Genomic DNA, 13,614 nt, shown 5'->3' on the forward strand with positions numbered 1-13,614 from the left:
TGAATATTTATCTTTTATATTTATACCCAATTTACTATCCATTTTAAATAAATATTTTAAAAAAAGGGCGATAAGCATTACATCTTATCACCCATTTAAACTATATCTTAGTTTGATTCAACAGTAGTATTTTCTTCAGTTGATTCTGCTTTTTGAGTTTCTTCACTTTCATCTAAATCGATGTTTTGTTCTGCAGCTACTTCATCGTTTGAAATACCTTGTTGACCTTCTAAGACAGCGTCAGCCATTTTACCAGTTAATAATTTAACGGCACGAATAGCATCATCATTCGCTGGGATAACATAGTCGATTTCATCAGGATCACAGTTAGTGTCAACGATACCAACGATAGGGATATTTAATTTACGTGCTTCAGCAATCGCATTGCGCTCTTTACGAGGGTCAACTACGAATAATGCTTGAGGCATAGATTTCATATCACGAATACCGCCTAAGAATTTGATTAAACGGTCATATTCTTTTTTAAGTTCAACAACTTCTTTTTTAGGTAAAACGTCAAATAAACCGTCTTCTTCCATTTTTTCAATTTCAGAAATACGTTTAATACGTTTTGAGATTGTTTTATAATTAGTTAAGATTCCACCTAACCATCTTTGGTTAACGTAGAATTGACCAGCACGTTCTGCTTCAGCTTTAACTGATTCTTGTGCTTGTTTTTTAGTACCTACGAATAAGACTTTACCGCCATCTTCAGATACTTGTTTTAAGAAGTTATAAGCTTCTTCAACTTTTTTTACTGTTTTTTGTAAGTCAATGATATAAATACCATTTCTTTCAGTAAAGATATATTTTTTCATTTTTGGGTTCCAACGGCGTGTTTGGTGACCGAAGTGAACACCGGCTTCTAGTAATTGTTTCATTGAAATTACTGCCATGTTAAATTCCTCCTATTGGTTAATTACCTCCATAGTAAACTAATATAAAGACAATACTTAAGACTGCACCCTTTATATTTACATTCACTACGTGTGTATTGGCTTTATAGCCGTCAATAATAATATCATATCTAGAATCATTACGCAACATTTTTTAACTGTGTAAAATAAAAAACTACTATCTTAATTTTAATAGATAGTAGTTTTAAAAAATATTTATTCACTTCGATTAAGTTCATCTAAGAATTTTTCTTTTTTAACTTTAATAAATGTACCTTTCATGCCAAGCGATCGTGATTCTATTACACCAGCACTTTCTAATTTACGTAACGCATTTACAATTACAGAACGTGTAATACCTACTCTATCTGCTACTTTAGATGCAATTAATAGACCTTCATTACCACCAAGTTCCTCAAAAATATGTTCAATCGCTTCTTTTTCAGAATAAGATAATGAATTGATTGCCATTGTAATAGCAGCTTTATCACGTGCTTCTTTCTCAACTTCATTATGTTTCTCACGTAAAATTTCCATACCAATAACAGTTGCAGCGTATTCGCCAAGCACTAAATCATTTTCATTAAAGTCATCTTTAACTCTTCCTAGAATCAGTGTACCTAAGCGTTCGCCTCCCCCTAAAATCGGGAAGATGGTTGTTCTACTATTAATAAATACATCTCTGTGTTCTGGAGGGAATACTGTCAAGTCTGAATCAATATCAATATTCGCTTCAGTTTGTTGAACTTGCATAAGTAGTTCAGTGTATTCACTTGGAATATGTTTACTTTCAGTCAACATATTACTAATTCGTTCACTCTTTAAAAGTTCATTTAAACTTGAACCTAAAATTTTACCTCTACGAGAAACGATGAAGACATTTGTAACAGTTACATTACTAATAGTCTGAGCAACATCTTTAAAGTCTACCGCAATGCCTTTATGTTTTTGTAATAATGTATTTAATTCTCTAGTTTTAGATAATAAGCTCATAAAATTTCTCCTTTATTTATATTATAAAATAAATGCACTTAAATCTTTGTTTGTTGAAATAGATTTCAACTTATCATCAACATACTGTGGTGTTATATCTACTACTGCATTTGGCATATTTGGTGCTTCAAAAGATAAATCTTCTAACATTTTTTCTAAAATAGTGTGTAATCGACGTGCACCAATATTGTCTGTATCTTGATTCACTTGATATGCCATTTCAGCTAATCGTGTTATCGCTTCATCAGAGAAGTTGACCGTAACTTCTTCAGTTTTTAACAGTGCTTCATACTGCTTTATAAGAGATAACTTAGGTTCAGTCAATATTCTATAGAAATCATTGACTGTTAAGCTTTCAAGTTCAACTCGAATTGGAAAACGCCCTTGTAACTCAGGAATCAAGTCACTTGGTTTAGAAACATGGAAAGCGCCAGCACCAATAAATAGCATGTGCTCAGTATTTACAGTACCATACTTAGTTTGAATCATGCTACCTTCAAGGATTGGTAATATATCTCTTTGAACACCTTGTCTTGATACATCTTGACCACTATTGGAATTGTTTGTAGCGACTTTATCAATCTCATCGATAAAGATAATTCCCATTTGTTCTGCTAATTCTAAAGCTTCTTGATTAGCAGTTTCTTGATCAATTAATTCATCTGCAAAATCATCAGTAAGAATTTTACGTGCTGTTTTTACTGGTACTTCTCTTTCTACTTTTCGTTTAGGCATCAATTGATTCATCATATCTTGCATTTGTTGATTTTGACTCGTGCCTAACATTCCTAATGCGCCAGGGTCTTGTTCAACTTTGATTCTAACTTTTTCTTCTTCTAGCTTACCTGCTAAAAGTTGTTGTCTTATTTCTGACCGTTTTGTTTTGATTTCTTCTGTAGGGGCTTCTTCTTCCTCGTCATTCTGATTAAAATTAGGAATAGCACCACCTAAAAGAGATTCAAGTGGATTATTATTTTGAGCTGCTTTTTTCTTCATACTAGGAACAAGTAATTTTACTAATTTTTCATTAGCTTTTTGTGTTGCTTCATCTTCAACTAATGATTTCTTTTGCTCTTTTACGAGTCTTACAGACACGTCCACCAAGTCTCTAACCATACTTTCTACATCACGTCCAACATATCCAACTTCAGTGAATTTTGTAGCTTCTACTTTAATGAATGGTGCACCTACGACTTTTGCCATACGGCGTGCAATTTCTGTTTTACCTACACCAGTTGGGCCAATCATTAAAATATTTTTGGGTGCAATTTCTTGCTTAGTTTCTTCATCAAGAAGACTTCTTCTGTATCTATTTCTTAACGCGATTGCTACTTTACGTTTTGCATCTTCTTGACCTACAATATATTCGTCCAATTTAGATACGATATCTTTAGGTGTTAATTTTATACCGTTTGCATCCATTTACTATTACCTCCACCTTAATGTATGTCCATATCAATTCATTTCCGTTTTGTTTATATATGTTATTTATAAAGTCTCAACAATAATATTATCATTTGTAAATACACAAATATCTGAAGCCACTTTTAAGCTTTCATATGCCATTTCTTTAGCAGTCATATGTGAAGCATGACGTTTAAGTGCTCTTCCTGCACTTAATGCATAGTTTCCTCCTGAACCAATAGCGATTAAATCATCGTCAGGCGCAATGACTTCACCTGTACCACTTACCACTAAAATACCATCTTTATCCATTACGATAAGCATGGCTTCCAGTTGACGTAATTGCTTATCTCCACGCCATTCTTGAGCAAGTTCTACAGCAGCGCGTTCTAAATTACCGCTAAATTGTTGTAATTTAGTTTCAAATTTTTCAAATAATGTAAATGCATCGGCTACGCTTCCTGCAAATCCTGCTAACACTTTACCTTCGTATAAGCGTCTTACTTTTCTAGCTGTTTGCTTCATAATTACTTGTTCACCAAGTGTAACTTGACCGTCTCCAGCCATTGCCGCTTCTCCATTGTGTCTTACAGCATATATCGTTGTAGCATGTAATGATGTCTTACTCATTTATTTACTCTCCTTTTTTGCTCGAGGATGTGCATTTAAATACACTTTGCGCAATTGTTGATTAGATACATGTGTATACTTACCAGTTGTAGAAAGGTTAACGTGTCCTAATAAAGATTGAACTGTTCTTAGGTCTGCACCTTGATTCAATAAATGTGTAGCAAATGTATGTCTTAATTTATGAGGGTGGATTTCAGTTACCCCCGCTGTACGTTTAACTACATCATTGAGAAGATATCTAATACCTCTCTCAGTAATAGGATCACCTTTCATATTAACAATTAAATAAGGATGACTTTTACCTTTAAGTGGTTTGAATTTTTCTAAATATTGTTCAATACTTTGTCTACAAAACTCTCCAAAAGGCACAAATCGTTCTTTATTTCCCTTACCCAATACCTTTACCCCTGGAAGATTCATATCTAAATCCATAACCTTTATATTCACAAGTTCTGAAACACGAATGCCTGTTGCATATAATAATTCAATTACTACTCTATCTCTTAATCCTTTTTTTGCATCGTTTGAAACAGTATTAAATAATGCTTCCATTTCTTCTTCATAAAAAAATTGAGGAAGATATTGCTCTTTCTTAGGATGTACAAGTTGTATAAAAGGATTATTTACAGATGTATCTTGAGTCATCCAGAACTCATAAAATGTTCTTAATGTTGATATTTTTCTTGATACAGTAGTACGTTTCAAATTATTGGAATATAAATAACTTAGATAATTTCTTGCATCTTTATATTCAAACGTTCTTAAATTTAACAGTTCTTGTTCTAAAAACTGATTAAATTGAGCTAAATCGTCATGATACGCTTTTAATGTATGGTCGGAGAAATTTCTTTCAACTTTAAGCATATTCAAAAATTTCTTTTGGATTTCTTCCACTAAAAATCCCCTCCATCATATGCATTGTAGCATATAAACTGAGGGGGACTAAAATAATTAGCTATAGAATTCAAAATCTTTTGAGAATTTGTGAATAATTTAAAAATTCCTTCAAAATATTTTATTATAATTTAAATCTATAACGTTTTTTTGAAATTTTCTAAATAGTCTAGTGCACGATATGCTTGTGCTTCATAACGTTCTTTTTTATCTTTAATGCGGCGATCAAGTGACGGCAATAAACCAAAGTTAGCATTCATTGGTTGGAAGTTTTTTTCATTTTTAGCATGAGAAATATAATAAGCCATACTGCCTATCATTGTTTCTCTTGGAAAAATCACTTCTCCTTTTCCAAGTAACTTATGCGCTAAATTGATACCTGCTACAAGTCCACTTGCTGCACTTTCAACATATCCTTCCACACCTGTCATTTGTCCTGCAAATTGAATTCTATCATTATTAATTAATTCATATTTTTCATTTAAAACATCAGGTGAATTAATGAAGGTATTTCTATGCATCACACCATATCTAACAATATCAACATTTTCTAAACCTGGAATTAATTGAATGACTTCTTTTTGAGCGCCCCATTTTAAATGTGTTTGAAAGCCGACAATATTATAAAGCGTACCAGCCGCGTCATCTTGACGTAATTGCACTACTGCATATGGACGTTTACCAGTTTTAGGGTCTTCTAATCCTACTGGTTTCATTGGACCAAATAGTAATGTTTTACGACCTCTACCAGCCATCACTTCAAATGGCATACATCCTTCAAAATATTTTTCTTTTTCAAATTCATTTACAGGTGCAACTTCAGCTTCTAATACCGCATCATAAAAACGATTGAATTCTTCTTCAGTCATAGGGCAGTTTAAATATGCTGCTTCACCTTTATCATAGCGTGATTTCAAATAGACTTTATCCATATCAATTGAATCTTTTTCAATGATTGGAGCTGCTGCATCGTAGAAATATAGTTGATCTTTACCTGTAATTTCTACAATTTCTTTAGCTAAATGTTCAGTTGTTAACGGGCCTGTTGCAATGATTGTATGTCCTTCTGGAATACTGTGAATTTCTTTATTCAAAACAGTTACATTAGGATGATTTTTCAATGTATCTGTAATATAACCAGCAAAGTCATGTCTATCTACTGCTAATGCACCACCAGCTGGAACTCTAGCTTTATCAGCTGCTGCGATGATTAATGAATCTAAACGTCGCATTTCTTCTTTAAGCACACCTACACCATTTGTTAATGCATTACCACGTAGTGAATTAGAACATACTAACTCAGCAAATTTATCTGTATGATGGGCAGGCGTTTGTTTAACAGGACGCATTTCGATTAAATTCACTTTAATACCACGTTCTGCTAATTGATAAGCTGCTTCTGAACCAGCTAATCCTGCGCCTATAACATTAACAGTTTGACTCATATACATTCTCCTTTAATAAAACTCTATTTTTGTACTTCTTCTTTATAGTCACAATTAGAACAAATCACTTGAGAACTACGTCCTTTTTTATGTTGCATCAAGTAATGATTACATTTTGGACAATCTCTTCCTATTGGTTTATCCCAAGAAATAAAATCACACTCTGGATAATTCGAACAACCATAAAATAATCTATTTTTCTTAGATTTTCTCTCAACTACATCGCCATCTTTGCATTTTGGACAAGTGACACCAATAGTTTTAACAATAGCTTTTGTATTTCGACAATCTGGGAAATTCGAGCACGCCATAAATTTACCATAACGTCCCATTTTTATTACCATAGGAGCTCCACATACTTCACAATCTTCGCCGGCTGGTTCATCTTTAATTTCAACTTTTTCCATTTCTTCCTCTGCACGTGCAACATCTAATTTAAAACTACCATAGAAATTATCGATAACTTTTCTCCAACCGATATCACCTTCTGCAATTTTATCGAGCAAGGTTTCCATATTAACTGTAAATTCAACATCAATAATTTCTGGGAAGTAATCCTTCACTTGCTCATACACGATTTCTCCTAGTTCAGTTGGTACAAAACGTTTACTTTCAAGTTTAACATAATTACGTTTTTGAATTGTGTCAATCGTTGGAGCATATGTTGAAGGTCTACCAATTTTTAATTCTTCTAATGTTTTAACTAATCGTGCCTCTGTGTATCGTGGAGGTGGTTGAGTGAAATGTTGTGCCGGTTCAATTTGTGTTGCAGTTACTTTGTCACCTTGATTTAATTTTGGTAATTTATTTTCTTTATCATTATCTTTGTCATCTTTTGCTTCAACATATAATGTCATAAAGCCTTTAAATTTGATTGTTTGTCCATTTGCTCTAAATTTAATGTCATTTTGTGTTACATCTAAAGCCACAGTATCTAAAACTGCAGGAGCCATTTGACTTGCTACAAAACGTTCCCAAATTAATTTATACAAGCGATGTTGATCACGTGTTAAATATGCTTTCATTTCATCTGGTGTACGTAATGTACTTGTTGGACGAATAGCTTCATGGGCATCTTGATCCCCTTGTTTGCCTTTTGTTTTACGGTTTGAAGTATACTCAGTACCATATTTCTCTTCAATATATGATTTTGCTTCATCTTTAGCAGTTTGTGAGATTCGTGTTGAATCTGTTCTCATATATGTGATTAATCCAACTGTACCTTGTCGTTTCAAATCGATACCTTCATATAATTGCTGTGCTAACATCATAGTCTTACGTGCTTTAAAATTAAGTTTACGTGCTGCTTCTTGTTGTAACGTAGACGTTGTAAATGGATTTGCAGGGTATCTCGTTTTTTCTTTTTTATTTACATTAGTGATTTCAAATTCATCACCATTTAATTCGGATGTAATTTTTTCAACATCTTTTTTTGTTTTTAATTTGTACGGTTTGTTTTTATAATGTAAGAATTTAGCAGTGAACTTTGATTTTTTATATCTAAATTCACCTTCAATTGACCAATATTCTTCTGGTTTAAAATTACGGATTTCATTTTCACGATCAATGACTAATCTTAAAGCAACTGATTGTACTCGACCAGCTGACAATCCTTTTTTTACTTTCTTCCATAGTACTGGAGAAATATTATAACCTACAAGTCTATCTAAAATACGACGCGCTTGTTGTGCATCAACTAAATTCATTTCAATACCACGAGGATGTTTAAAACTTTCTTTTACTGCATCCTTAGTGATTTCATTAAATACAACTCTGTTTTCTTTTGATTCTTCAAGTTCTAAAATTTTTGATAAATGCCAAGCAATCGCTTCACCTTCGCGGTCAGGGTCACTAGCTAAGAAAACTTTTTTAGCTTTTTTCGCATATTTTTTTAAATCTTTAACAACAGGACCTTTACCTCGAATAGTTATATATTTTGGTTCATAGTTATCTTCTACGTCTACACCCATTTGACTTCTTGGTAAATCTCGTACGTGTCCCATAGAAGCAATAACTTTATATCGTTTACCTAAATATTTTTCAATGGTTTTCGCTTTTGCAGGCGACTCAACGATGACTAAATTATCTGCCAAAGTGAATTCCCCCTTGCTTTTTCAATTACTAAAGATAAATGATAAACGGTTAATTTTGTTTTTGTCAATATTTTAATCCAATATAGATATTTTTTTGTGAAATATCCTTTGAATTTTCACAATTAATTATTTATATATTTAATCGTTTAAAAAGCGATAATCATATAATATATCTTCTGCTTCTGAAACAATCATTGCACCTTCTTGAGCACGTAATAAATTTCCTTTTGTCAAAGGATTAAACATCGATCCAGGCAGTACATAAACATTTCTATTTTGATCTAAAGCACAATCTATTGTAATTTGACTACCACTTTTAATTTTAGCTTCAGTAATTAATACACCACGAGACAACCCGCTTATCAGACGATTTCTTTCAGGGAATTGATATTTGTTTATTTTTGTTAAAGGAGGATATTCACTTATGACTAAACCAGTTTCTTCAATTATATTGCGTAACTTTCGTGTTTCCTTTGGATAATGATTTAAATGACCAAAACCTAGAACTGCAATAGTTGGAAGATGATGTTTTAATGCGAATTGATGAGCTATGCTATCAGCACCTTTCGCTAAACCGGATACAATCGTTAGTGGAATATTTATAAAGTGAGGAAATAGATAATCTAGTGCACACTTAGAATAATTTGTGGCCTCACGTGAACCTACAACACCTAAAGTATACGTAGATGATAATAAATGTATATTTCCACGATAAAATAATATAAAAGGATAGTCGTAAATAGTTTTAAGCAATGAAGGATATTGAGAAGAAAATGAAGTAACATAGTTAACCTGATATCTAGAAAGTTGGGTTTGAATATAATCGTAAGAAATCTCTGTTAATTGAGTAAAACGCTTCTTTTTTAAATATAGAGATTCCCATTCATTGATCATTTCAAATTGATCATGTTCATTAACATTGAAAAATTTTGGAAATACATTGAGTAAATGATGAATATGTTGGGTCGTATACCCTATCCATCTCATTTTTAATAAAATAAAATCATTCATGAAGTAAATGTCTCCTTTTAATTTATTATACCGTGAATCATTAACAGTAAAATTTCATTTATAAGACAAATTTGATATATAAATGTAAGGAGTAATAATATTAAAAGATTATGTATACTTTTTGATTTCATAACATGTGAAAAATAGAGCGTTCAGTCATTTATAATATATTGTAGTCTACGATATATATAAGAAAAACTGCCAACAAATTTCAGTAATTGTTGACAGTTTGAATTCAATTATTAATTACATAATTGCTACTTCACTGTTAATAGTTCTTCATAAATGCCTGCTTCTTTTGCCGCTTCAATTAGTGTTGTACCAATTTCTGATGGTGTATCTGCTGTTTTAACACCACATTCATTAAGCGTTTTAATTTTTTCTGCAGCAGTTCCTTTACCACCTGAGATGATTGCACCTGCATGGCCCATACGTTTTCCTGGAGGTGCTGTTTGTCCACCAACAAAACCAACCACTGGTTTAGTCATGTTTGCTTTGACCCATTCAGCTGCTTCTTCTTCAGCAGTACCACCGATTTCGCCAATCATAACAACAGCTTTTGTTTCTTCATCTTCATTAAATGCTTTAAGTACATCGATAAAGTTTGTACCGTTAACTGGGTCCCCACCGATACCTACTGCTGTGGTTTGACCAATACCTTCTTCAGTTAATTGATGTACTGCTTCATATGTTAAAGTACCTGAACGAGAAACAACACCTACATGCCCTTTTTTATGAATATAACCTGGCATGATACCAATTTTACATTCATCTGCCGTAATTACACCAGGACAGTTCGGTCCAACTAAACGTGTTTTTCTACCCTCTAAATAACGTTTCACTTTAATCATATCAACAACTGGAATATGTTCAGTAATACAGATCACCATATCTAATTCTGCATCAGCTGCTTCTAAAATTGAATCTGCAGCAAATGGTGCTGGTACGTAAACTACTGATACGTTAGCACCTGTTTCTTTTTTAGCTTCAGCTACTGTATTATACACTGGCACGCCTTCAACAACTTGTCCACCTTTACCTGGTGTTACCCCTGCGACAATTTGTGTGCCATAATCAAGCATTTGTTTTGTATGGAAAAGGGCAGTAGACCCTGTAATACCTTGCACCATTACCTTAGTATTCTTATCTATAAATACACCCATTTTAGTGTTCCCATCCTTTCCTTACGCTTCTTTAACAAGTTTAACAATTTGTTGTGCACCTTCAGCCATTGTTGCTGCTGGTTCAATTGCTAGACCAGATTCATTTAAAATCTCTTTACCACGTTTAACGTTTGTGCCTTCTAAACGAACAACTAAAGGTAAAGTTAATTCGACTTCTTTAACTGCTGCTACAATACCTTCTGCAATCACATCACATTTCATAATTCCACCGAAGATATTTACAAAAATACCTTTAACATTATCATCCCCCAAGATGATTTTGAATGCTTCAGTTACTTTTTCTTTTGTAGCACCGCCACCAACGTCTAGGAAGTTAGCTGGAGTACCACCGAAATGATTAATTGTATCCATTGTAGCCATGGCTAATCCGGCACCATTAACCATACAACCAATGTCACCATCTAAAGCAATATATGATAAATCATATTTAGATGCTTGAATTTCTTTTGGATCTTCTTCTTCTAAATCACGTAATTCTAAAATATCTTTATGTCTAAATAATGCATTATCATCAAAATTTAATTTCGCATCTAAAGCCAAAACATCACCATCACCCGTTGTTACAAGTGGATTAATTTCAACAATAGAACAATCTTTTTCAACAAAAACATTATATAAAGAAAGTAAGAATTTTGCTGCTTTATTTACAGATTCTTTTGGAATATTGATATTGAATGCAATACGACGTGCTTGGAAAGGTGATAATCCTATCACTGGATCGATTGTTTCTTTAAAGATTTTTTCTGGTGTTTTAGCTGCAACTTCTTCAATTTCAGTTCCACCTTCTTCAGAAGCCATCAATGTAATACGATCAGTAGCACGATCAATGACAAAGCCTACATAATATTCTTTTTGAATATCACAACCTTCTTCGATATATAAGCGTTTAACTTCTTTACCCTCAGGTCCAGTTTGATGCGTTACTAATTGCTTGCCTAATAATTCATTAGCATAAGTTTCAACTTCAGACAGTGATTTAGCAATTTTAACTCCACCTGCTTTACCTCTACCCCCAGCGTGAATTTGTGCTTTCACTACATAAACATCTGAATTTAATTCTTTTGCCTTTTCCACCGCTTCTTCAGCAGTAAATGCTACACGTCCTTCTGGAACGGCTACACCCATAGCACGAAATATTTCTTTACCTTGATACTCGTGGATATTCATCTTCCATCCTCCTGTTTCTTAGGTTAAATTCACTTTAATTATAGAAAATGTAAGCGCTTTTGTAAACTGAAAGTGTTATACTTTTTGCAATAGTTTTTAAATTCAAATAATTTTATTTTTATTTAATTATATCATTGATTTAACAGGCTCAAACGTTTTACGATGATATGGCGTTATGCCTAATTGTTTTAATCCTTGAAGGTGTGATTTAGTGCCATATCCTACATTTTTTTCAAAATCATAACCAGGATATTTCAGTGCTACTTCCGCCATTAAACCATCCCTATATTCTTTTGCCATGATACTAGCAGCAGCAATAGAAACACTTTTAGCATCTCCTTTAATAATAGAAGTTTGAGGAATTGCATTATCCAATGTCATAGCATCAATAAGTAAATGATTAGGTTGTTGTGTTAATTGATTAATAGCACGTTCCATAGCTAATTTGGTTGCGTTGTAAATATTGAACTTATCAATTTCTTCAGCGCTTGCTATCCCGTAAGCGTAATCATAAACGCCTTCTTTCAATTGTTCGTTAAGTATTTTTCGCTTTGTTGCTGAAACTTTCTTCGAGTCATCTAATCCTAAATATTGATGTTCTTTATTTAAAATGACTGCACAAGCTACAACAGGCCCTGCAAGTGGACCACGACCTACTTCATCAATTCCACATATTAAAGCATTAGGATTGTCCTTTAATATTTCATTTTCATATTTATTCATTTGTTGATAATGTTCTCGTGTTTCTTGATCTTTTAAAAGCTGTTTACGACGTCGTACTATATTTTGCTGTACCCCTTTTCTTGTATCACTCATTAATTCATGTTGTTCAAGTGCTTCAATTGAATCAATTGTGTCTAATAATGCTTTAATCTCTTTAATTGTTTGAGGCATAATCTAAGTCCCCTTTCATTTCTGAATAAATATCAAAACAATAAGTTCCAATTTTAGCATTACGCACATCATTAATAATCAATTCGATGACAGCCTCGTAATCGACTTCATTTCCTTTTTGTAATAACCCACGTCGACGTCCAATAGCATCAAACCATTCTAAAATTTCTGCATCAGTTTCTACATCAATATTGTAATGATTCTTCAATCCTTCAATATCATGTTTAATTAAGAATTGTAAACCGTATATTGCTACTTCATCTAAGTGTACGATACTATCTTTAATGGCACCAGTAAGGCTTAGTTTTTTACCTACAGTTTCATCTTCAAATTTAGGCCATAAAATACCTGGCGTATCTAGTAGTTGTAATGCTTTACCTACTTTAATCCATTGTTGTTGTTTCGTTACTCCCGGCTTATTTCCTGTTTGAGCAATATTTTTTTTAGCTAACTTATTAATTAATGTAGATTTCCCCACATTAGGTATACCAACAATCATGGCACGTATAGCTCTAGGTTTAAGTCCTTTCGCTTTTTCTTTCTCAAATTTTTCTTTAGTCGCTTCAATTGCAGCATTTTCTACACCTTTTAAATTTTTGCCGTGTTTCGCATCAACTGCTACAGGATAAAAACCTTTATCAGTAAAGAAATGTTCCCACTTTTGCATTTCATTTAAATTCGACATATCTTTTTTATTTAAAATAACTACGCGTGGTTTTTGTTTAATGACATCATCGATCATTGGATTTCTTGAACTATAAGGTATACGTGCGTCAACAAGTTCAAATACCACATCTACTTTCTTAAGTTGTTCTGTCACTTCTCTTTTGGCCTTTGCCATATGCCCTGGATACCATTGAATCACCATGACATTCACCCTACTTTCATTAAATTTATTTCAACTGTTCGATTATAATCAATATTTAAAATCTTCACTACTATTATCAATTCTATTATATTTTAACATGCTATTTCATATTCATTAAATCGCTAATATTAAAAA

The 13,614-nt window shown here is 32.8% G+C and carries 12 protein-coding genes; all 12 read right to left on the reverse strand.

Features of this window, described 5'->3' with window-relative positions:
* Positions 1-107 precede the first annotated feature (107 nt).
* The 12 genes from rpsB to ylqF all read right to left on the reverse strand — a co-directional run bounded on the left by rpsB (position 108) and on the right by ylqF (position 13,479).
* Positions 108-896: a 30S ribosomal protein S2 gene (gene rpsB / locus MHI13_RS07265; protein WP_002448842.1), complete on the reverse strand. Its 789-nt coding sequence runs from the start codon at positions 894-896 to the stop codon at positions 108-110.
* Between the two features lie 216 nt (positions 897-1,112).
* On the reverse strand, positions 1,113-1,889 hold the full coding sequence (codY, locus tag MHI13_RS07270; protein WP_017174600.1) for a GTP-sensing pleiotropic transcriptional regulator CodY: 777 nt from the start codon (positions 1,887-1,889) through the stop codon (positions 1,113-1,115).
* Between the two features lie 21 nt (positions 1,890-1,910).
* Positions 1,911-3,311, reverse strand: coding sequence for an ATP-dependent protease ATPase subunit HslU (gene hslU / locus MHI13_RS07275; RefSeq protein WP_017174599.1), 1,401 nt, complete (start codon positions 3,309-3,311; stop codon positions 1,911-1,913).
* A 66-nt stretch (positions 3,312-3,377) separates the two neighbouring features.
* The gene (gene hslV, locus MHI13_RS07280) at positions 3,378-3,923 is read right to left on the reverse strand and encodes an ATP-dependent protease subunit HslV (protein ID WP_002448739.1); all 546 of its coding nucleotides are present in this window, start codon (positions 3,921-3,923) and stop codon (positions 3,378-3,380) included.
* Positions 3,924-4,817 carry a tyrosine recombinase XerC gene (gene xerC, locus MHI13_RS07285; protein WP_017174598.1) on the reverse strand — a complete coding sequence of 298 codons (894 nt, stop codon included), beginning with the start codon at positions 4,815-4,817 and terminating at the stop codon, positions 3,924-3,926.
* Positions 4,818-4,954: 137 nt separating this feature from the next.
* Positions 4,955-6,262, reverse strand: a complete 1,308-nt coding sequence (gene trmFO / locus MHI13_RS07290) for an FADH(2)-oxidizing methylenetetrahydrofolate--tRNA-(uracil(54)-C(5))-methyltransferase TrmFO (RefSeq protein WP_002455420.1) — start codon at positions 6,260-6,262, stop codon at positions 4,955-4,957.
* A gap of 23 nt (positions 6,263-6,285) precedes the next feature.
* On the reverse strand, positions 6,286-8,355 hold the full coding sequence (gene topA, locus MHI13_RS07295) for a type I DNA topoisomerase (RefSeq protein ID WP_017174596.1): 2,070 nt from the start codon (positions 8,353-8,355) through the stop codon (positions 6,286-6,288).
* Between the two features lie 138 nt (positions 8,356-8,493).
* A complete protein-coding gene (gene dprA, locus MHI13_RS07300; RefSeq protein WP_019835580.1) occupies positions 8,494-9,366 on the reverse strand; it encodes a DNA-processing protein DprA in 873 nt (290 codons plus the stop codon).
* A gap of 257 nt (positions 9,367-9,623) precedes the next feature.
* Positions 9,624-10,529 (reverse strand): succinate--CoA ligase subunit alpha, encoded by a 906-nt coding sequence (sucD, locus tag MHI13_RS07305; protein ID WP_037540990.1) that lies wholly within the window; start codon positions 10,527-10,529, stop codon positions 9,624-9,626.
* Between the two features lie 21 nt (positions 10,530-10,550).
* Positions 10,551-11,717 (reverse strand): ADP-forming succinate--CoA ligase subunit beta, encoded by a 1,167-nt coding sequence (gene sucC / locus MHI13_RS07310; RefSeq protein ID WP_017174593.1) that lies wholly within the window; start codon positions 11,715-11,717, stop codon positions 10,551-10,553.
* Between the two features lie 126 nt (positions 11,718-11,843).
* On the reverse strand, positions 11,844-12,611 hold the full coding sequence (locus MHI13_RS07315; protein ID WP_049379251.1) for a ribonuclease HII: 768 nt from the start codon (positions 12,609-12,611) through the stop codon (positions 11,844-11,846).
* Positions 12,595-13,479: a ribosome biogenesis GTPase YlqF gene (gene ylqF, locus MHI13_RS07320; protein ID WP_049379252.1), complete on the reverse strand. Its 885-nt coding sequence runs from the start codon at positions 13,477-13,479 to the stop codon at positions 12,595-12,597. The genes MHI13_RS07315 and ylqF overlap by 17 nt, the downstream gene beginning before the upstream one ends.
* Positions 13,480-13,614: the final 135 nt, after the last annotated feature.

The organism is Staphylococcus sp. FSL K6-0223 (genome assembly GCF_038008285.1).